Origin of the sequence: Prevotella sp. E15-22 (assembly GCF_023204875.1) — a bacterium.
Lineage (GTDB): Bacteria > Bacteroidota > Bacteroidia > Bacteroidales > Bacteroidaceae > Prevotella.
The window spans coordinates 2,101,479-2,121,409 of record NZ_CP096247.1; the positions used below are offsets into that span (position 1 = coordinate 2,101,479).

At 46.4% G+C, this 19,931-nt stretch carries 19 protein-coding genes and 1 pseudogene; 13 read left to right on the forward strand and 7 right to left on the reverse strand.

Features of this window, described 5'->3' with window-relative positions:
* Both M1D30_RS08620 and glmM read left to right on the forward strand, forming a co-directional pair.
* Window positions 1–906: an AraC family transcriptional regulator gene (locus M1D30_RS08620; RefSeq protein ID WP_248503013.1), complete on the forward strand. Its 906-nt coding sequence runs from the start codon at window positions 1–3 to the stop codon at window positions 904–906.
* Window positions 907–962: 56 nt separating this feature from the next.
* Window positions 963–2,333, forward strand: a pseudogene (gene glmM, locus M1D30_RS08625) (phosphoglucosamine mutase); the annotation flags it as partial.
* Window positions 2,334–2,737: 404 nt separating this feature from the next.
* On the opposite strand, the gene M1D30_RS08630 reads toward glmM, so the two are convergent.
* Window positions 2,738–3,658, reverse strand: coding sequence for a response regulator transcription factor (locus M1D30_RS08630; protein ID WP_248503016.1), 921 nt, complete (start codon window positions 3,656–3,658; stop codon window positions 2,738–2,740).
* Window positions 3,659–3,845: 187 nt separating this feature from the next.
* On the opposite strand from M1D30_RS08630, the gene M1D30_RS08635 reads away from it, so the two are divergent.
* Genes M1D30_RS08635 through M1D30_RS08650 form a run of 4 tightly spaced genes read left to right on the forward strand, consistent with a single transcriptional unit; the run spans window position 3,846 to window position 7,443 of the window.
* Window positions 3,846–5,168, forward strand: coding sequence for an amidohydrolase family protein (locus M1D30_RS08635; protein WP_248503018.1), 1,323 nt, complete (start codon window positions 3,846–3,848; stop codon window positions 5,166–5,168).
* A gap of 2 nt (window positions 5,169–5,170) precedes the next feature.
* Window positions 5,171–5,749: a cyclophilin-like fold protein gene (locus tag M1D30_RS08640; RefSeq protein ID WP_248503020.1), complete on the forward strand. Its 579-nt coding sequence runs from the start codon at window positions 5,171–5,173 to the stop codon at window positions 5,747–5,749.
* On the forward strand, window positions 5,746–6,282 hold the full coding sequence (locus M1D30_RS08645) for a flavodoxin family protein (RefSeq protein ID WP_028911694.1): 537 nt from the start codon (window positions 5,746–5,748) through the stop codon (window positions 6,280–6,282). Before M1D30_RS08640 ends, M1D30_RS08645 begins: the two co-directional genes overlap by 4 nt.
* Before the next feature lie 18 nt (window positions 6,283–6,300).
* The gene (locus M1D30_RS08650; RefSeq protein WP_371874058.1) at window positions 6,301–7,443 is read left to right on the forward strand and encodes an alpha/beta hydrolase; all 1,143 of its coding nucleotides are present in this window, start codon (window positions 6,301–6,303) and stop codon (window positions 7,441–7,443) included.
* A 209-nt stretch (window positions 7,444–7,652) separates the two neighbouring features.
* Here the strand turns inward: M1D30_RS08650 and M1D30_RS13805 are convergent, their stop codons facing one another.
* From M1D30_RS13805 to M1D30_RS08660, 3 genes are all read right to left on the reverse strand, one after another.
* Window positions 7,653–7,763 carry a smalltalk protein gene (locus tag M1D30_RS13805; protein ID WP_371874059.1) on the reverse strand — a complete coding sequence of 37 codons (111 nt, stop codon included), beginning with the start codon at window positions 7,761–7,763 and terminating at the stop codon, window positions 7,653–7,655.
* A 1,064-nt stretch (window positions 7,764–8,827) separates the two neighbouring features.
* Window positions 8,828–9,361: a VapE domain-containing protein gene (locus M1D30_RS08655; RefSeq protein WP_248507792.1), complete on the reverse strand. Its 534-nt coding sequence runs from the start codon at window positions 9,359–9,361 to the stop codon at window positions 8,828–8,830.
* A complete protein-coding gene (locus M1D30_RS08660) occupies window positions 9,277–9,759 on the reverse strand; it encodes a hypothetical protein (protein WP_248503025.1) in 483 nt (160 codons plus the stop codon). Before M1D30_RS08660 ends, M1D30_RS08655 begins: the two co-directional genes overlap by 85 nt.
* Window positions 9,760–9,926: 167 nt before the next feature.
* On the opposite strand from M1D30_RS08660, the gene M1D30_RS08665 reads away from it, so the two are divergent.
* From M1D30_RS08665 to M1D30_RS08690, 7 genes are all read left to right on the forward strand, one after another.
* Window positions 9,927–10,562 (forward strand): porin family protein, encoded by a 636-nt coding sequence (locus M1D30_RS08665; RefSeq protein ID WP_248503027.1) that lies wholly within the window; start codon window positions 9,927–9,929, stop codon window positions 10,560–10,562.
* Window positions 10,563–10,775: 213 nt separating this feature from the next.
* Window positions 10,776–11,657: a hypothetical protein gene (locus M1D30_RS08670; protein WP_248503030.1), complete on the forward strand. Its 882-nt coding sequence runs from the start codon at window positions 10,776–10,778 to the stop codon at window positions 11,655–11,657.
* 279 nt (window positions 11,658–11,936) lie between these two features.
* Entirely contained in the window at window positions 11,937–12,212 is a 276-nt protein-coding gene (locus M1D30_RS08675; protein WP_248503031.1) for a hypothetical protein, read from the forward strand.
* Window positions 12,213–13,592: 1,380 nt separating this feature from the next.
* Entirely contained in the window at window positions 13,593–13,769 is a 177-nt protein-coding gene (locus M1D30_RS13810) for a helix-turn-helix domain-containing protein (RefSeq protein WP_371874188.1), read from the forward strand.
* Between the two features lie 128 nt (window positions 13,770–13,897).
* The gene (locus M1D30_RS08680) at window positions 13,898–14,644 is read left to right on the forward strand and encodes an SDR family NAD(P)-dependent oxidoreductase (RefSeq protein ID WP_223928262.1); all 747 of its coding nucleotides are present in this window, start codon (window positions 13,898–13,900) and stop codon (window positions 14,642–14,644) included.
* A gap of 1 nt (window position 14,645) precedes the next feature.
* Window positions 14,646–15,155 (forward strand): hypothetical protein, encoded by a 510-nt coding sequence (locus tag M1D30_RS08685; RefSeq protein WP_248503034.1) that lies wholly within the window; start codon window positions 14,646–14,648, stop codon window positions 15,153–15,155.
* 37 nt (window positions 15,156–15,192) lie between these two features.
* A complete protein-coding gene (locus M1D30_RS08690; RefSeq protein WP_248503036.1) occupies window positions 15,193–16,086 on the forward strand; it encodes an AraC family transcriptional regulator in 894 nt (297 codons plus the stop codon).
* A 1,296-nt stretch (window positions 16,087–17,382) separates the two neighbouring features.
* Here the strand turns inward: M1D30_RS08690 and M1D30_RS08695 are convergent.
* The 3 genes from M1D30_RS08695 to M1D30_RS08705 are packed head-to-tail and all read right to left on the reverse strand — an operon-like array spanning window position 17,383 to window position 19,885.
* Window positions 17,383–18,144 (reverse strand): metallophosphoesterase, encoded by a 762-nt coding sequence (locus M1D30_RS08695; RefSeq protein ID WP_248503038.1) that lies wholly within the window; start codon window positions 18,142–18,144, stop codon window positions 17,383–17,385.
* The gene (locus tag M1D30_RS08700; RefSeq protein WP_237795333.1) at window positions 18,141–18,926 is read right to left on the reverse strand and encodes a hypothetical protein; all 786 of its coding nucleotides are present in this window, start codon (window positions 18,924–18,926) and stop codon (window positions 18,141–18,143) included. The genes M1D30_RS08695 and M1D30_RS08700 overlap by 4 nt, the downstream gene beginning before the upstream one ends.
* Window positions 18,914–19,885 (reverse strand): hypothetical protein, encoded by a 972-nt coding sequence (locus tag M1D30_RS08705; protein WP_248503041.1) that lies wholly within the window; start codon window positions 19,883–19,885, stop codon window positions 18,914–18,916. The genes M1D30_RS08700 and M1D30_RS08705 overlap by 13 nt, the downstream gene beginning before the upstream one ends.
* Between the last annotated feature and the right edge of the window lie 46 nt (window positions 19,886–19,931).

A 19,931-nucleotide genomic window follows, 5' to 3' on the forward strand; every position in this document is an offset into this window, starting at 1 on the left:
ATGGATATTTTTGAGTTCAAACCAAGAAAGGGAGCAGGAACTCTTCGCATGGGTGATAGCGACGAGTTGGTGCTGGTGGATTGCTTTGGCGGTATGCCTGCTGGCAGAATAAAACCTATGGACCATGGTATCATTGTTATCTGCACGGCAGGAGCTGCCCAGTTCGAGTATGACGGTCAGACCATTCAGCTGAACAAGAATGACCTATTTCTCTACATGGTAAGTTCTGTTGTGGAGAAGTTTATGTCTACTCCCGACTTCAATTGTCGCCAAGTATGGTTCTCTCGTGGCGAAATGTGGAACATGAACATGTTCACTAAAAGCAGCCTTGCCGACGTGCAGCTATTGAAGCAGAATCCCAAGGTTTCGCTATCCGATACCGATGCTACACTGTTTGATTCTTACTTTCAGCAGCTCAGCCATCACATGCGCAATAGTTCCTTGGTGCTCTATCCCGACATCGTGCGCTCCATTGTCAGCACCATCCTCTTAGAGACGCTTTCTGTGCTGCGTAGAGGAGAACAACGAACAAAGTGCGAAACAACATATGGCGATTCAAGACTGCATGGCAAGAAACTTGCCGACCGCTTTATGCAACTGGTAGAGCAGAGCGATGGTCGCATACGTCGCGTCGATGAGTTTGCCAAGATGCTGCATGTCACTCCTAAATACCTCTCAAAACTGTTGATGGAGACTATGAATAGGCGCCCCAGTGAGATGGTTCATTTCTTCACGCTCCAAGCTATCGAGAACCGTCTGCGTTTTACCGATATGACAATGCAGCAGATTTCCGACGACCTGCAATTCCCCAATGCCTCCTTCTTCGGCAAGTATTTCAAAGAGCACTCAGGAATGACACCTATGGAGTATCGCGTGAAATATCAGAATAACAACGAAGACGAATAATTCCACACACACAAATAAAGTAACCATAACACAATATAATACACGCTTAAAATCATATGACACTTATCAAATCCATTTCAGGAATCTATGGCACCATTGGTGGGTGCCCTGGCGATACGCTGAATCCCCTTGATATTGTCAAACTTACCTCTGCCTTCGCTCAATATGTTCATGGCAGAAAGATGGTGGTAGGCCGCGACGGTCGTATGTCGGGACTGATGGTGCGCAACATTGTTGTAGGCACACTCATGGGCATGGGTTATGATGTCATTGATATCGGCTATGCCAGCACTCCTACCACTGAACTTGCTGTACGCATAACTGGTGCTGATGGTGGCATTGTCGTTACAGCCTCCCACCACCATAGCCAGTGGAACGGCTTAAAGTTGCTTAATCGTGAGGGCGAATTTCTCATGCCTTACGATGCAAAAGAGCTGATAGCACTTGCCGAATCCGGAAATTTCTCCTATAGTGAAGTCAACCAACTAGGCCAACTCTCTATCGACGAGACCTTCAACCAGCGCCACATCGATGCCGTCTTAAATCTGAAGTTAGTAGATGTCGATGCCATTCGCCAGCGAAAGTTCCGCGTCTGTGTAGATACCATCAATTCTGTTGGTGGCATCATCCTTCCCCAGCTGTTTCAAGCTCTCGGTGTAGACTATGAGGTTTTGAATGGTGAATGCACGGGCGTCTTTGCCCATAAACCAGAACCCACAGAGAACAATCTGCTGGGAATTATCGGTCGCATGAAGCAAGAACACTTCGATCTTGGTATTGTTGTTGACTCTGATGTAGACCGACTGGCATTCATCTGCGAAGACGGTACGATGTTTGGCGAAGAGTATACCCTCGTCAGTGTGGCAGACTATGTGCTCAGTTATACGCCAGGCAATACTGTTAGTAATCTCTGTGGCACTCGTGCCTTGCGTGATGTTACTCTGCAGCGAGGTGCTCTCTATTATCCCTCTGCCGTTGGTGAAGCGAATATTACAGCCGAGATGAAAGAGGTGGGTGCTATTATCGGAGGCGATGGCAATGGCGGCGTCATCTATCCTGAGTGCCACAATGGTCGCGATGCCTTGGTAGGCATTGCCCTATTCCTTAGCAGTCTTGCTCAAAGGCAGTGCACCGTTAGCCAGTTGCGAGCCACCTTTCCCGACTATCAGATAGCCAAAAACTCTATCGACCTCAACCCCGACACAGATGTTGATGCTATTCTCAAGAAGGTGAAAGACCGCTTTTCAAAGGACAAGAGTGCCCACATCAGTGAGACTGATGGTCTGAAGATTGATTTCCCCGACCGTTGGGTACATCTTCGCAAGTCTAATACCGAGCCTGTGGTGCGTGTCTATAGTGAGGCGCAGTCCATCGAGCAGGCTGACCATCTGGGCAATGAGCTCATGCATTACTTCTACGACATGCAGAAAGACTTGGTACTTAATAAATTTGGATTAAACAATAACTTAATATCACACAATTTTAGAACATCACAAACATTATGAAAAAAAAATGAGAGTTTATGAGACGCCAGTAGTGCAAGTAGTCAACCTTTCCAGTTGTGCACAGTTGCTAGCAGGTAGCATGTTGCCTGAATGAAGGCAAGTCTGCCAGTTTCACAATGACTCTAACTGACCCTCAGGAAAACATTGGATGTCTTGTAACCTATCCAGCCGAGAGAGCAGGAGATAATGGATTTGTCGACCTAGATTTTATGCAGGCCCAAGATGGCACGTTTGCCTCACTGGCCAATAATGTCGAGTATGCTCAATATAATGGTAATTTAGATGGTTACAATTTGCCAGGCTCGATGGTTCTGTCTCCCAAAATGTCAATCTTCGTACTCAAGTTCAAAATCGGATTTCCCTAAGAACTCGCTGGGCGTAAGTCCCGTGATGCGCTTGAAGAGACGAGTAAAATGGTGGGGGAAATCGAATCCGAGCAGGCGGGAGGTCTCGCTGATGTTGTGACCCTGCATCAACAGACTTTTCGCCTGATTGATAACGTAGTTGTGGATGTAGCCAATAGCTGTGCCACCAGTTGCCTTGTGGACAATATCGCCAAAATAACGAGGCGAATAAGCCAGTTCGGAAGCGCACCAAGCGACGGTAGGCAAACCCTGCATCAGCTGACGGTTCTCACGAAAATAGGTTTGAAGCAAGTTGTGAAAGCGCTTCAGCAGGTCAGCCTCTCCCCTGTCCTCTTCGAAAAGCTGGCGCTGATAGATACGATTACAGTATTCCAGTATCAGGTGCAGATAGCCAAGCAGCACATTTCTCAAAGACGGGGAGTCCTCGTGTGTCTGCAACTCTTGTCGCATCTGGGTCACCAGTTGCGTGATACAGAGCCATTCGTCGGGCTCCATGCGCAGCGAACCATCAAAGAAATACGAGAAGAACTGATAGCGGTCTATCTGGCGTTCCAGTTCAGTGCCGTTCAACAGTTCGGGCGACCACAGCAGCACCCAACCACATAACGAGATGCGTTCGCCGTTGTCCTCCAGTCCACCGATCTGTCCTGGTTCCACTGCAATGATAGAACCATCGCTCACCTGCCATTTCCGCATGCCGTATGAGAGATTACGGGGGAACTGCCGCTGAATGAACAGCCCATACACGCCATAGTTGTTCAGACTGTGACGGAAGGGTGCCAGCTCGTCGTAATGGATGATGCTAATTAATGGGTGCAACACTGGTGCATCCACAAAACGAGCGTAGTCGTTAGGAGTTTCAACCTTCAGAATATTCTTCATATCGGTGGCAAAGGTACGCAAAATAGTCTAATAATGGTAGAAATTTAATGGTTTTTTAGCGTTTTCTGCGAAATTGGTATATAATCAGCCAATTTGTGTAATAGTTATATAATATATAATGTGTACCTTTGCACCCAGAAACTTAAAACAAAGAGATTTGAAAACAAAAGCATTATTGCTAAGTCTTATGATAGCAGCAAACGGTTTCGCTCAGGGCGTGATTGATGTGCACTCACACCTCATCACTCCTGAGTTTATGTCGACTCTTGAAAACGAGGGACGACTGATGGACGAGGGATTCCCCTTGCCAAAGTACAATGTGAAGAATCATCTCAGATGGATGGACGAGGCTGGTGTGGAGACATCGGTATTGACATTGGCGGCTCCACAACCTTCGTCTGCAGAGGTGGTGAGACAGACCAATGAGGCTGCCGCTCGCATCAAGAAGGAGCACCCTGGACGATTCCTGTTCTGTGCTGCCCTACCCCTACCCGATGTCTCGAAAGCCATTGAGGAGGTGAAATATGCACTTGATGTATTGAAGGCTGACGGCATTAAACTGGCAACAAACGTAAACGGACAGTATCTGGGTGCACCCGAACTCGACACGCTTTTCTCAGTCTTGAACGAGCGCAAGGCTGTGGTGATTCTGCATCCCCATCGCCCAGAACCGGTCAATAAGCAGGTGATGCAACAGACACCGCTGGCTATGCAGGAATATCTCTCAGAGACTACCCGTGCCGTATCGAACATGATCAGTCGCAACGTGTTGGCCCGCTATAATAATATAAAGGTAATAGTGCCCCATTGCGGTGCCTATCTGCCACTTGCCATCCCACGCATGAAGTCGCTGACACCCGTGATGCAGACCAACAAAATGGTAGGTGAGATTGACTACGAGGCCAACCTCCGCACCCTCTATTACGACCTTGCGGGGACACACTCTCCAGAGGTCATCCACATGCTGCTCACCATCACCACGCCCGACCACCTGCTCTATGGTTCCGACTATCCCTACGTGGCCCCACAGGTGCTCACGCAGAGTCTGGCAAGGATGAAAGACTATCTCTCGAAAGAGCCCGACCTGGCACCATTCAAGGAGATGATTCTGTGGAAGAATGCGAAAAGTCTCACCCAATCACTATCTACTCCCCTCCATACAAGGGAGGGGCAAAGAGGAGGGTCTCTGATTGCCCGCATTGCTGAGATTGAGGTCTATCCGCAGTATATGAAGGAATATCTCGCCTTTGCTAACGAGGTGGGTCGCCTGAGTATAGAGCGCGAGCCTGGTGTCATCTGCCTGTATCCCATGCAGAGTGCCGAAGACTCATGCCAGATTCGCATCCTCGAAATCTATGCCTCCGATGAATCCTATCAGCAGCATCTCAAGACCGACCACTTCCAGAAGTACAAGCAGGGTACACTCCACATGGTGAAAGACCTCAGACTGCCTACCATGAAGCCACTCGACCCAGAAACAATGAAACTGATATTCAAAAAGCAGAGATAACGATGCATAAGTATTTATTATTTTTAGCCGCCATGCTGTTCTGCAGCTGTTCTGCAGACAATGAAGCGAAAGCAGAAACACCTACTATGAATAAAATTTATATTACTATCGATGGACAAACGCAAAGCGCGACACTTGTGGACAATGATGCCACACGCGAGTTGGTTGCTGCACTTCAGAACGCACCCATAACAGTGACTCTCAACGACAACGATTTTGAGATATGGGGTTCTTTAGGCAAATCGCTGACAACGAAAAACGAGCAGATGACAACCCTACCTGGAGACATCGTTCTTTATAACGGCAGCAACATATGCATCTTCTACGAGTCAAACTCTTGGAGCTATACTCGTTTAGGACATATCGACGGACTGTCAGAAAATGAGCTTCGCACATTCCTCAAAGCAGGCGAAAGCAACATCAGTGTTACCCTGTCGCTTGCACTGTCCACAGGCATCAATACAGTTAAGTGTGAAAAGTTAAAAGATAAAAAATGCTATACTCTACAAGGCACATTAGCTCAGGCTGGACATAAAGGAATCATAATTCAAAACGGTAAAAAGATAATTAGAAAACAATGAAAAAAGTTATAGTTATTTCCACAAGTCTGCGTCACGGCTCAAACAGCGACATGTTAGCAGACAAGTTCGTTGAAGGAGCAAAGGCTGCCGGAAACAAAGTAGAGAAGATTTCTCTTGTAGGTAAGAATATACAGTTTTGCAAAGGCTGCTTCGGTTGCCAAAAGCTGGGCCGCTGTGTCATCAACGACGATGTGAACGACATCATGGCAAAGGTACTGGAGGCCGATGTAGTATGTTGGGCTACACCTATTTACTATTATGAGATGAGCGGTCAGATGAAGACCCTCATAGACCGCATGAACGGTATGTACGAACAGGATTATCAGTTCCGCGATGTCTATATGCTGTCAACGGCAGCAGAAGACGAGGACGATACTTCGACGAGAGCAGAAGCAGGCCTGAAAGGATGGGTGGATTGCTATCCTAAGTCACGCATGGCTGGCACACTATTCTGTGGAGGCGTGAACGAAGCTCGTGAGATAATGGGTAATCCCAAACTCCAAGAGGCATTTGAATTAGGAGAAAAGGTATAACATAGAAAGTAGAGAAAAATGAAAAGGTCTTTTTTCGCCACGATACTGATATGCAGTATCCTCGTAGCATGTAACAACAAACAAAATACTAATAACGATATGGAACAGAAGTTAGAATTGACGCAGGAGTGGGACAAGGTGTTTCCGCTGAGCGAGAAGGTGAACCACAAGAAGGTGACGTTTAAAACACAGTATGGCCTAACACTAGCAGCAGACCTCTATACGCCTGCGGCGAGTGAAAAGTTAAAAGTTAAAAGTGAAAAGTTGCCTGCCATTGCCGTCTCTGGTCCTTTCGGAGCAGTGAAAGAACAGTGTAGTGGACTCTACGCCATGAAAATGGCAGAGCGTGGTTTCGTAGCACTCGCTTTCGACCCTTCATATACGGGTGAGAGCAGCGGTGAACCGCGTCGTACAGCTTCGCCCGACATCAATACCGAGGACTTTATGGCTGCTGTCGATTTCCTGTCGAAGCAGGACAATGTGGATGCCGAACGTATTGGCATTATCGGTATCTGCGGTTGGGGTGGCATCGCACTGAATGCTGCCGCTACCGATACTCGCATCAAGGCTACCGTAGCCTCTACGATGTATGATATGACTCGTGTCAGTGGCAACGACTATAACGATGCTTTCGACAACGAGCAGTGGCGTCATAGGAACCGCGAAAACCTTTCAAAGCAACGCCTCACCGACCCCAACGCGATGGCTGGAGGTGTGCTGGACACCGTTCCCCCACAAGCGCCTAACTTCGTGCACGACTACTACGACTATTACAAGACCCCACGCGGCTACCACAAGCGCTCCGGCAACTCTAACGACGGCTGGCGCGTCATCGGTACACAGGCCTACGCCAACAGCCGTTTCCTCTACTACATCAACGAGATCCGCTCTGCTGTTCTCGTGATGCATGGTGCAGATGCCCATTCACGCTACTTTGGCGAGGCTGCTTATCACTATATGGTGGATGGCAAAGCCGATGGTTATAAGTTTGTTGGCGAGCCAAATCCCAACCCCGAGAACAAACAACTGCTCATCATACCAGATGCCTCTCACTGCGACCTCTACGATGGCGGCTACGAGGAAAAGGCAGGTCAGGGTCAACCCAAGAACATGATTCCGTGGGATAAGCTGGCAGAGTTTTTCACCAAGAATTTGAAGTAATATGAGAAGATAACGGACCGGGGGGACATGTCAGTGTCTCAAGATTTTATCCAATCTAAAGGATATCGTGTGAAGCGTAAAGGGCTTTCGTACAAGGATGTGCGAAGGCCCTTTTTTGTTTTCAAAGATGGGGTGGCATAGCTACAAAAAAATAATTTGAAAAATTTTATCGCGGTGGCGGTCTAAAAAATCACAGAAAGGGGAATTGGCTAATGCCAATTCAGGGCACAGGACTGCACGCAGAGGGTGCCGGCGATGGTGGTGATGATGGTGGCGATGATCTGGAGCAGCTGCTTCCAGGATGAAGGGGATAGTTTCATTTTTAAAAAGGATTTTTTAGTTAAACATATTATTTTTTTATTATCCGGATAGTCTCTTTGACTTGTTCGGGTTATCTCAACGGGGCGTTGAGATTATTCGAACAATTTGTTCGGGTTATCTCGATACCCCCTAAGGGGTTATCTCGATCGTTCGTTCGAGTTATCTGAACGAGGCGTTCGAATTATCTCGATGGGGCGAAACCTGAGTCCCTTGTGGGGCTTGATTTCGTTTGCAAAGGTACTACATTTGGAAAGGGTCTTGTCCCTTTCTGTCCGCTTTACAAACCTAAATCTTTAAATTATTTATTAATATTTTCTTCTACGTTTCTTCGGCGCGAAGAAAGTAGCAAAGAAGCATTCCCCCATCCAAGGCCTTCCCCCAAGGGAAGGATGCAAACGGGAGTCGCGGACGACCGACGACTCCCGTGCCTTTTTGGTATCGCGGGACACGCGATATTCTTTCCTACATCCCTGCTCTCGCCATCCCTTGGAAAGGGACTCACAGGACACGCGATATTCTTTCCTACATCCCTGCTTGCGCCGTCCCTTGGAAAGGGACTCACAGGTCCGCGATGAATCGTTTTTATCGGCTGGCGCGGTGGGTAATCCGTTAAATCCGATAGATCCGTGGTCGTTTTGTTAGATAGAGTCGCTGTGTTATCGGGGATGTCGATGCAGTAGTCCTCAGAGATGTAGTGGACGGCGGGAGGGGGAAGTTTACGGGCGAAGGGACTGACGCCCATGGCCGTGAGGATGGGACGACGGGTGGCGAGGTAACGGCGGAAGGTGCGGGGGGGAGACCCCGGCTAGCTTGGCTAGCTCACTTTTGTACATTGCTTTCATTTTTCTTTTTATTTTTGAACACGGATTACTCGGATTGTACGGATTATTATTTTCAGTTTATCCGTTTCATCTGTTAGATCCGTGTTCGTTTATTAATTGACCACGGATGGTTCGGATTAAACTGATTCTTTCAAATGTATAAATACATTTGTGTAATGAGTGTAATGAGAAATGGGAAATTGCGTTATGGAAATGCATTTGGATGGAGGTGAATATATTTCTTAGAAGGGAAGGTCTAATTCTTCGCTACATTCGTTACACTGGTCGGAGGCGGAGAGCATGTCGGAGATGACGCGCTGCGACTCGTTGGTGTCCATCTCGAAGAGCTTGTAGTAGCAGCCCTTGCTGTTGCGCTCGGAGTGGAAACCGATGGCTTTCATGACCAGGGAGACGCGACGCGAGGTGATGGGCTGACGACCGTAGGAGATCATCTGGGCGATGGTGGCTGCGTTGAGGCGCTTGAAGGGCTCGCCGGGCTTGGGCTGGCGGAAGCGACAGCGGATCAGCTGTTCTTCGTCGGACACAATGCGGAAATACTCGTTCTGCTGCTTCATGCGCTCTTCTTCATGCTTGTTGAACCAGTAGCTGAAGCCGTCGTAATACTCGTCGCGCAACTGGGCATAGAGCTGCTCGTAGTCGAGGTCCCAGGCGCGGGGGTTGTCGATGTTGTTCACGCGGAAACAGAGCCAGCGACGGTTGCCGGTGTCGTCGGTGAGGAAGCGCTCCTGGTTGCCGGTGGCGCAGAGCGAGGCCAGGCATTGATGACACCCGGCTCAAACACGACATAGTGAAGACCTGGAGCACCCGCTACGTTTTGAGCATCCAAAGTATTCGCCAGACGAATCGGACCGTTGAAAGTCGGCAGCGTCATTGTCGTGTCTGGGGCAGTGAACATCAGACTGTCAATAGCCCGCTGATGTGCATACTCCACCATATCCAATCCATTGTAGTACTCGTCCGAAACAGAATTGTCGCTGTCATCAGATGCCTCTGTGAGTTTCCAAGTCGAATCGTAGATTACCACCTGCGAAAACCAATTGTCTTTTGTGGCACCATGCCAGTGGCGTACCCCTGCGGGAATCTGCAGCACATCGCCCCGACGCAGAATCTGTGCGGGTTTGCCATCCTCCTGATAAAGTCCCACGCCAGCCACCCGCTACCGTTTCTTCTATCCCATCACGCATAACGGGAAGAACATTATGCTCATAGCAGAATATGAAATGAGATGACATGGGAGGTCAGGGGTGCTACTACTATCCTTGCAGTACAATAAAAGCAGTAGGTTTTCCGTTTATATTTATGGATATAACTTAAAATATAATGAAGAGAAACGTTATCATATTAGCAATGCTTGCAATGCCGTTGATTGGCAATGCACAACGAGAAGTAGGTAGTTGGACACTGACGCCAAAAGTTGGTATCAACATCGCCAAGTTGACAGATCCGGACATCTATGTCGGCATTGACGGGGAGAAAATGGAATACACCAGCAAGGCTGGGCTTGTGGCTGGTGCAGAATTAGAGTATCAGCTGCGCGAAAGGTTCAGCCTGTCGGGTGGACTCCTTTATTCCAACCAGGGAACGAAGATGAAAGACAATTCACAATTCCATAACTCTTCATCCACGCTGCATTACCTTAATATCCCCTTGACGGCAAACTTCTACATCACTCCCGACTTTGCCTTTCACTTGGGCTTACAGCCAGGCTTTGCACTGAAGAAGCACATCCATGAGGAAATGCTTGATGAACATGGCAACTGGACTGTGACATCGAGCGATGACACCTGGTTCAAGACCTTTGACCTCAGCATCCCTATTGGCCTGTCGTACACGATAGGTGCCATACGGATAGATGTCCGCTATAACCTCGGCCTGACGAACGCTACAAAAATTGATGCAGTCAAGATTCACAACAGGGTCGTTCAGTTGACCGTTGGGTACAGATTTGAGCTATAACAAGGAATAGCCAAGATATGAAGAAAACCATCATCACCTTCCTACTAGCTCTTGTATTTCCAATTACTGCATCGGCACAACTTGAAAGCGTGAAGGAGTACCGAAGACATAAGAAATGTGGTGGTTATAAAAAAGTCTAAATTGAAGTGTCTACAAATGACCTTTGGAATAATAAATGTTGTGCAACACGCGTTTTTAATTAAAAAAGGAACGATGAAATATTCTCTTGTCATTATCTTCGTAACGTCACTGCTGGCTGCCTGTTCCAACAATGACGAAATCACTGTGACCCCTGACCATCCTCACACGTACCTCAATACAGGAAAACTACTCTCAATGGACGGCGGTAACGAGCACCTCGCATTTTCCTACGACTCAGAGGGAAGGGTCGCCTTTGCAGAACGAGTTGATTCCGGGTTGTTCCTTGTGAAGCAGCAAGCCGATTACCTCTACGACAATGATTGCATTTACGTCACGTTCCGGGAGTTCGCCCAACTACCAAACGGTGAGCACGATTCCAACTATACACGCGATTTCTGCCATTACGACACTCTCTTTCTTGCCAATGGAAGGGTAGACAGCTTGGCTGGTCATAGACCGTCATCAAGACATGTGCAAGCGAACCGATTCTTTTTCAAGTTCCACTACAACGAGCAGGGACAACTCATCTCCATAAGGAACGACAACTTCAATTATATTTATCAGGACAAAATAAATGAAACGCCTTGGTACACGGAACTATACACGCTGGAATGGCAGGACGGGAACATCACGAGACGAACCTGCACCATTCCACAGCAAAAGAAGACGATGATATGGAACTATTGCTATTCTGAATTGGTTGGCACAATGCCAGGCAGCGACCCCAGAGACATCTTATTCGACCTCATGCCGCTCTTCTCTACTGGTTTCTTTGGTTTCGAACCGTACAACTTGCTATTAAGCATAGAATCTGACGAGATTAAAGAGCAGATAGGCTACTTGCTTGACGAGCAGCAAATGGTCTTTCATGTGAAATCTACAGTTAACTTATCTGATGGATTACCACAACTATATGACTATCAAATCAAGTGGCAGAGTTCGTCCGTTCATTAGGCATAAATTTTAATTGCGGGATATGAGATGAGATGGGAAGACATAGGTTAGTAATATTAGAAATGACATTTATGAAACATTGGGGAACTATATTAAATTTCGTGCACTTTGCATTTATCTGTTTGATTATATGCGTAGCAGTGTGGATGTTGAGTGGTGACATTCAGAATTGGATGAAACTTGTCATTTATGCCATAACATTTGCAATACTTTTCCCTCTTATCCGTTACATAAAAAAGAATAAGAGTGAAAAGACGTGAGGTGTTATTCTTAGTGCTCATGGTCTGTGCATTACAAGCCAATGCGCAGACAGAGCAGGACGACAAGGGAATCTTGTCGGGGAATGATGCTGCCCTACAGACTATGGGATTTGTCAACCACCTGATGATAGACTCGGCGAAGTATGCCATTGATGCAATGAAGCCGAACTTACTGCCGACACCTACGGAAAGTTCCGGACTTTCTTACCTGAATATAGTCCACAATTTCCTTGACCGTCCAGTCTTGTGTGTCAATCCTATTCAGAGTGTTGTAGTACTGATCAATCAATTTTGAGGTTTGTTGAATAACGAAAGGGTCAAGAATATCCTTTTTGTTCCGACTCAGCCCCTTATCGTTAACCATCCATGATGTTCTCAGATAAGAGACTTTACGATTGTGGGCAAAACGTATGTACACGACATACATACCATCTTTCCTTTTTGATTTTACAGTAGCTTTTAATGTTGCCATATCAAATGTATATTATATGATTATACGCAATAGTGCGCATTCATATAATATAATTCAGGTTTCATAAGGCTCGCTCAAATCTAGGTAAATTTTACTATAGACCGACCTATTGACACACGGAAAAGTGTTTGCACAATGGTATGTACATTATGCATATAAAGCAAAAAAATCAGCCGCAATAACCGCACTCAAATTTTTGGTAAACAGGCTCGTTTTTTGGTAAACAAATTTGAAGCAGAACTACCTATTGGCACACGGAATGGCATTTCTCAAAAATATAATTAATTGTATATCAGTCATTTGTAATTTTAAAAATGTTTCCAGAAAAAACACGCTTTGGGGGAGACGCAAAAAAAAACGCAAGTACTTTGTTATCAAGCACTTGCGTTTTTAAGTATCTCAAAAATAAGAAATTTATTCACATTCTACGGCAGCCTGCGCGGCGGCTAACGAGAGCTGATTATCAGCACGTTACGGCAAATTGGGGAAACATTTGGGAAACATTATGAGCATGTACTGCACATTCTGCACCCGATTTCCTCAAAATATCCGACCATTTTTGCCACTTCGACTACTTTTCGATATTTTAATTGTTAAACACTATTGTTAGAACACAGATTGCATTACGACTTTTCAGCACGTTCTGCAAATTTTGCTTGCAAAATTAATAATTTCTCATGACATTACGTTTGTTTTGCACGTTTTTCTTGCAGAACGTGTCTGTTTTTAATATAAATTAAGGCAATAACCACATCCATTTACCAATTTCTTGTTTCGATTAAAAGAAAAATGGATGGAATTCAATGCCATAAGTTTAGGTTTAAGTTTAGATGTTCTTATATATATAATAAGTTGTAGTAAACCCAAATCAGAAGATTGAAGGTTTAATGTTTAAGTTTAGAGAGGCATGTATATATACATGGGTAAACGTAAACCTAAACTTTGCAGAATGAAACGACTTGATGTTTCCCCAAAAATCACATTTTTCTTTTTACTGAAGATGAACCGATTTATTCTCTCCCCTTCTCATTCCACTTTCCTTTTAACTGAAAAAACTGATCTCTTAAATCTCCCATTTCTACTTTCGTGAGACGATGAAATTAGGTTGCAATGGTAACTATTGTGCCTTCATCTACCCAAGGTAATCCGATTATATGACTCAAAATCTCCACTATTCGGTTTGTACTTGGTACCATAACCTTCATCGAGCACTTCACTGCCGAAGAAATTGCCCGCCTGCTGAAGCGCGAAGACCTATCGATTACGGATGTAGCCTATCAGCTGGATTTCAACACCACCAATTACTTCACCCGCTACGTGAAGCGCGTTCTTGGCATGACTCCCAGCCAGTATAAGGCAAAGTTTAGCGTAAAAAAATAGGGAAAATCACCCCATCAGTAATTTGTATACACCTTTCAGTAATTTGTTTAGCGATGGTTCGGTGAAATCGTCGTACCTTCGCAGCCGAGAATAAATAACAGTATTAATAACTTAAAAAAATTGCGGTTATGAAGAGAACAATTATCATTACGGGTGGTACAACAGGTATCGGTAAGGCTACGGCTTACCAGTTTGCAAAGAACGGTTGGAATGTGGTTATTACAAGTAGAAGTGAAAAGAAGGGTCAGGCATTCGTCGAGGAAGCCAAGAACGAGGGGTTGGATATGACCTTCTTCCAGTTGGATGTGACGAACGAGGAGCAGGTGGCTCAGGTCATCGAGCAGACGGTGGCCAAGTTCGGCAAGCTGGACAGCATTGTCAACAACTCTGGCATCTCGCTGGGTGCCGCACCGCTGGCTGACACCGAGACGGACGAGTTCAAGCAGCAGCTGGACACCAACGTCCTGGGCGTTTATTACGGCATGAAGTATGCCATCCGCGCCATGCTGAAGACGGGCGGTGGCACGATTGTCAATCTGGCATCTATCGCAGGACTCAACGGACTGATTTACACCGCACAATATTGCGCAACTAAGCACGCCGTGGTGGGACTGACCAAGGCTGCTGCCATCGACTACGCCCAGCAAGGTATCCGCATCAACGCCGTTGCTCCCGGAGCCATCAAGACCGACATCCTGAAGCACGCTATCGAGGCTGGGGCTTATGATGAGAAGGGCATTGCTGCCATCCATCCGATGAATCGCATGGGCGAGGTGCAGGACATTGCCCTGGCTATCTATTATCTGGCTAGTCCCGACAACAAATTCCTGACAGGTACCATCCTCAACGTTGACGGCGGTTATAATTGTAGATAATATGGAACTGATTGACTATACCAACAAATGGTTGACTGGCGAAATTCAGGAGGATCTGGCAATGGTTGCAGGAGGCGTGGTATGCCTCCTGCTGGCCCTTGTGGCATGGCGTTGGGGCTCGTCGGAGTCGGCTCGCGCCATCATTCTGCCATTGACGGTGGTGGCGGTAATCTTTATCGGAGGAGGAGCTGCATTAGCCTATAATAATCATCAGCGGAGCAAGCAGTTCGTGGAACAATACCAGGAGTCGCCTGAGAAGTTTCTGGAGAGCGAGAAGGCTCGCGTGGCTGCTTTCATGAAGATCTATCCGCAGACCATCATCGTCTCTGCCGTCATGATGGTCATCGCTGTCTGCGTGTTCACCTTCTGCGATAAGCCCTGGCTCCGAGCATCTGCCCTTGCGCTCATTCTTGTAGCCCTCGCCGCCCTGACAATTGATTTCTTCTCGAAGGAGCGTGGCGTGATTTATCAGCAAGAGTTGGACACCGTGAAGATAGAAAATGTAGGATGATAGTCATTATCTGCGAAAAAATTTGTATCTTTGCGCCATGAAGATAAGACAAATCCATTTCCCCACCGTGTCGGCATTCATGCATGCCCTCGGACGTGACGATGTCCGCCATCCGCTCATTGAGGTCATCCATCTCGACGACCTTGCTGATTGCAGCTCGTTTGGCAACACCCGCTATACGTTTGGCTTCTACTGCGTGGTTTACAAGGATGCACGCTGCGGCACCGTGCGCTACGGGCGCAACGAGTACGACTACGACAACGGCACGCTGCTCTTCTTCGCCCCCGACCACGACGTTGAGCTGGGCACGCTCGAACAGAGCTACCAGGGCGTGATGCTCATCTTCTCGCCGGCACTGATGCAGGGATTATCGATGTCGCCCTACACCTTCTTCGGCTATTCAGTCAACGAGGCCCTGCACGTATCGGAGCGTGAGCGCCAGCAGCTGCACGACATCCTCGGCAACATCGAAACAGAGTTGGAACGCGGCATCGACCGCCACACCCGCCAGCTGATAGCGCAGAACGTCGCCCTGATTCTGAACTACTGCGTGCGCTTCTACGACCGCCAATTCATCACCCGCGAACCCGTCGACAGCCAGCTCATGCAGCGCTTCACCGTCCTGCTCGACGACTATTTTGCCCGAGGCCTAGCCGCACGTCAGGGAGTGCCCACCGTGCGCTACTTCGCAGACGCGCTGAACCTCTCGGCCAACTACTTCGGCGACCTCGTAAAAGCCCAGACGGGCAATAGTCCGCAGCAGCTCATCCAGCAGCACCTCATCGCTCAGGCCCGCCACCGCCTCACCACGACCACCGACACCGTCAGCCAGATAGCCTACGCCCTCGGCTTCGAGTACCCCCAGTACTTCTCCCGCCTGTTCAAAAAGCAGATCGGCCAGACCCCGCAGGAGTTCCGAAAGATAGGATAATGCGGGGAACATACTTAGCATGTTTCTTCATCTAATACAACTCAAATTCCAAATTTGAGGATTTCTGGGTTTCCGTGAGGTCAATCGTACCAACGTTTATGTGTCTATCACTGAATTAGCCTCTGATATAACTGCGTTTGCTTCTTATCAAGATTTGTAATCTTTATCTGAACCTTGGATGGACGTTCTAGCTCGTCAGACAAAGATGAAAGTAGTCTCGTTATTACCTGTTCAACATTTGTAAATCCTGAGTCCTCGATTATAGAAACACATTCACCACTGATGAATGCCTCGCCTCTGATAAGATTGTACTTAGAAATCCTCTCAAATGAGATACTAAAAAAAGGGACCTGCCCAAACGGACAGATCCCTTCGCTTATTGTCAGAGAATTAACTTATTCCTCTACGGCTGCCTGGGCGGCGGCTAACGGGAGCTGATTATCAATGACTTACGAAAGGACTGGTCAACATTCCGAATGCAAATCATACACGTTCTGCACGTTCTGCACGTTTCTGACTCGTATTCTTCTGCAAAAATTGTCACTTACGTAATTAATTCTGTCATCATCTAATCCTATCTTAATCTTTAGAGTTACTTTTATATTTGGTCAACAATCTGGTCAACATCTTGACTGACCATTTTCACTGTAGTTGCATCACATACTCAGTAAGGGAAATAATCCCCAAAGCACGCTCTGCAAACTATGTTTGCAAAGTTAATGATTTATTCTGACTTTACGTTCATTCTGCACGTTTTTCTTGCAGAACGTGTATGATTTTAATATAAATTAAGGTGGAAACGACATTCTGTGACCAAATTTTTGTTTCGATTAAAAGAAAAATGGATGGAATTCAATGCCATAAGTTTAGGTTTAAGTTTAAATATGCTTATATATATAATAAGGTATAGTAAACCTGAAGCAGATGATTGTAGGTTTAATCTTTAAGTTTAGAGGTGCATGTATATATACATGGGTAAACGTAAACCTAAACTTAGCGAAACGGGACTTCCTCGTGTTTCCCAAAATTCACGTTTTTCTTTTAAAAGAGAATGAACCTTCTTATGCCCTCCCCTTCTAATCCTCTTCTCTTTTAACTGAGAAAAACTTTTGAAGTCACAGACGACATTAACTTGATGCTCGTAAAAAGTTATCTTCCGTGATTTAGAAAGAAAACTCACAGATTTGCAGAAATTTTGCAAATTCACGAGTTTCCTTTTGAGATTTGGAAAGATAACCTTTCTTCATCTTTTTATGACCGACATCGTCATTACAGATTAGGAATGATGATATGTGTTTACACTTCGAGACTTTTGCCTGGGTTGAAAAACTCATGCTCACCATGAAAGACATATCCCAATTGATTAGACACACACTTGGTATTGCCGATCTTGACATCCACATTGTAGTGAGAGTGTCCATATATCCAGTAATCGATACCACTATCCTTGATATAGTCTTCCAGTTCAACCGTAAAGGCTCCGTTGGCTTGGCTATCGGCAAACTTGGGACATTGCATCTGGAAGGATGGCACGTGGTGGGTTACAACAATCTTTCTTCTGGCTCTACTGTTTGAAATGGCATCCTTCAGGAATGCCAAGCACCTTTCGTGTTCGCCATTGAAGTCCGCAAACGTCAGAAGTTCGCCATTGAAGATGATACGTCGGAAGTCGCTTACCACTTGTTCAGTATAATATGACTCCTTCAGAGGAATCTTGGCCCACAATGTTGTTATGATGAAGTCAATGTCCCCTATGTGTACGACAGCATTATAATAGCTGTGGACATTCGGACGTATTTCAAGGCAATAGCCATCGTTAAGCTTGGCGATGTCGTAGAACTTATAGAACTCATGATTGCCCATACAAACAATCACCTGACGGTAGTTCTCCGAAGCCCAGTCCCAGAATGGATGCTTACTATAGTTCTCATCTCCCAAGTAGCCAATGTCACCAGCCAGGACGAGAACGTCCCCTGTTACTTGCAGGGGATTCTCCTTCAGATATCTCCAGTTGTCGGCAAACTCTAGATGGAGGTCAGAGGCATATTGTATCTTCATTGCTGTTCTGTGGCAAATAATCCGTCCAATTGTTCCAGCAAGGCTTCGACGAATGATGTATCCTGGTCAAGAGCCTTGGAAAGTGGTTCAGAAAGAGTATTCCATTCTTTCTTGATTGAAGAGACAAACTCCCTTATGCAAGTTACTATCGGTTCTGGAGCAGTAATTTGACTATCTTCTATGATGACCACGTTCTTCAGCACATCAGAACGATGCTTCTTGATGTCTTTGCTGTTGACATGCTTTCCGTTTGCCTTGTCTTGCAGAAGATTGAGGTATGCTCGTGACTTCAGAGCTATGAGCGCAGCAGAGTCTGCATGGCGTAGTCCATTGGTCAGTTTGCTGTGCTCGATTGTGAAGTGGTAGAAATCATCGTCCATGATGATTGCACTCAGACTGGATGTGTCCTCGCTGGTGGGAATTGGTTCAATGGTCAGCCCCTTCGGTTCGCCGAGGATGTCAGGGTGCCGTGACAGCAGTTCAATCATTTCGGGATAGTCAGGTTTGCCATTGACAAAGCGGTACAGTTCGTACTTCGGAGTCTCGCCCTCTTCCTGTTTGCGTCTCTCAGGACGATACCCACCTTCACGCACGAATTGCCAGAAATGCTCAGCGAAGTCGGTTGTCATCTTTTCAACGATGACTATCATGTCGATGTCATGCGTGGCACGAGGGCGAACAGCCGTGCCGGTCATGGCAATGTCACAAGCCGTGCCACCGATGATGACGTAGTTCTCAGAGTAGGCTTCAAAAGCTTCACGGAATTTATCTAACCCTTCCATGCTGTTTCATTTATTAAACGTTCAACTTCACCTTCCACCCGCGGATCTGCATCCTCACGTAGAGAAATGACCAATGATAACCTGTCCACCCATTCGGCTTTTTCACCATTATTAATTACCGGTGGGTATTTCCAGGCTTCGATGAGAATGTTGCCATCATACTGATTGGGGCGTACTATGACACCTGATACCATGAAGTCTCTAACTTGTTTGGCAGTCATCATGATTATCCTTTCGGGATCAGGATTGAGCATTGTGTAATGTGCCAGGGCATTGATGCCACATATCACAAAATGGTCTTCAGTCAATAGTTCATCGCAGTAGATGCGCTCTTCAACGGGATTAATCAGGAGTGGTTGAGCTTGATCCCATAGATCCCTCCCCTTCTTATGGAAGTGTATGACCTTTCGTTTTGAGCCTTCTGATTCTTTCCGGCACAGCCCTAAGTCTTCAAGGCAAGTAATGCCAAGTGTAATGCTTGCGTATGAATAAGGAATCCTATCCTCTATGTCTCGTGCTGCCAATCCATCTATGCTTTCTATCTGCAGATGATAGAGCAGCAGGTATTGGGCTACCGGTGTCATAATTTTCGCCTGTTTTGTTTTGCGTATGCGCTCATTGGCCAGAAGCATTGGCAAATGAACGTATTTGTCAGAGATGACGAAATAAACGTCTTTGTCAATAAGCCTCTGTCGTTCGTATGCAGGACATGCAGGCAACAAAAAGACTACAGGAAGCTGGAATAATGAAGTAAGATTGCTTGCCGTGACAGACAAGATGCGAGGTGCAGCAACTTTACCTTTGGGTTCAGCGAAAAGCAATGGCATACCATGAAACTCTCCATCGTAGAACTTGTACGATAGCGAGTCTCCGATGGTGACACCTTTCATCTGCGCCTTGCTTCGTTCTTGCAGCTGTATAGGTCTGCCCAATATGAAGACATCTTTCGTTTTAACCATTCTGCTTCATTTTATATACCATTAAAACGATGCAAAAGTATTAAAA

Bases quoted from the DNA above. Each gene is read 5' to 3' on its own strand.
- M1D30_RS08620 (WP_248503013.1), top strand. From the start codon at position 1: ATGGATATTTTTGAGTTCAAACCAAGAAAGGGAGCAGGAACTCTTCGC.
- M1D30_RS08630 (WP_248503016.1), bottom strand. From the start codon at position 3,658: ATGAAGAATATTCTGAAGGTTGAAACTCCTAACGACTACGCTCGTTTT.
- M1D30_RS08635 (WP_248503018.1), top strand. From the start codon at position 3,846: ATGATAGCAGCAAACGGTTTCGCTCAGGGCGTGATTGATGTGCACTCA.
- M1D30_RS08640 (WP_248503020.1), top strand. From the start codon at position 5,171: ATGCATAAGTATTTATTATTTTTAGCCGCCATGCTGTTCTGCAGCTGT.
- M1D30_RS08645 (WP_028911694.1), top strand. From the start codon at position 5,746: ATGAAAAAAGTTATAGTTATTTCCACAAGTCTGCGTCACGGCTCAAAC.
- M1D30_RS08650 (WP_371874058.1), top strand. From the start codon at position 6,301: ATGAAAAGGTCTTTTTTCGCCACGATACTGATATGCAGTATCCTCGTA.
- M1D30_RS13805 (WP_371874059.1), bottom strand. From the start codon at position 7,763: ATGAAACTATCCCCTTCATCCTGGAAGCAGCTGCTCCAGATCATCGCC.
- M1D30_RS08665 (WP_248503027.1), top strand. From the start codon at position 9,927: ATGAAGAGAAACGTTATCATATTAGCAATGCTTGCAATGCCGTTGATT.
- M1D30_RS08670 (WP_248503030.1), top strand. From the start codon at position 10,776: ATGAAATATTCTCTTGTCATTATCTTCGTAACGTCACTGCTGGCTGCC.
- M1D30_RS08675 (WP_248503031.1), top strand. From the start codon at position 11,937: ATGGTCTGTGCATTACAAGCCAATGCGCAGACAGAGCAGGACGACAAG.
- M1D30_RS08680 (WP_223928262.1), top strand. From the start codon at position 13,898: ATGAAGAGAACAATTATCATTACGGGTGGTACAACAGGTATCGGTAAG.
- M1D30_RS08685 (WP_248503034.1), top strand. From the start codon at position 14,646: ATGGAACTGATTGACTATACCAACAAATGGTTGACTGGCGAAATTCAG.
- M1D30_RS08690 (WP_248503036.1), top strand. From the start codon at position 15,193: ATGAAGATAAGACAAATCCATTTCCCCACCGTGTCGGCATTCATGCAT.
- M1D30_RS08695 (WP_248503038.1), bottom strand. From the start codon at position 18,144: ATGAAGATACAATATGCCTCTGACCTCCATCTAGAGTTTGCCGACAAC.
- M1D30_RS08700 (WP_237795333.1), bottom strand. From the start codon at position 18,926: ATGGAAGGGTTAGATAAATTCCGTGAAGCTTTTGAAGCCTACTCTGAG.
- M1D30_RS08705 (WP_248503041.1), bottom strand. From the start codon at position 19,885: ATGGTTAAAACGAAAGATGTCTTCATATTGGGCAGACCTATACAGCTG.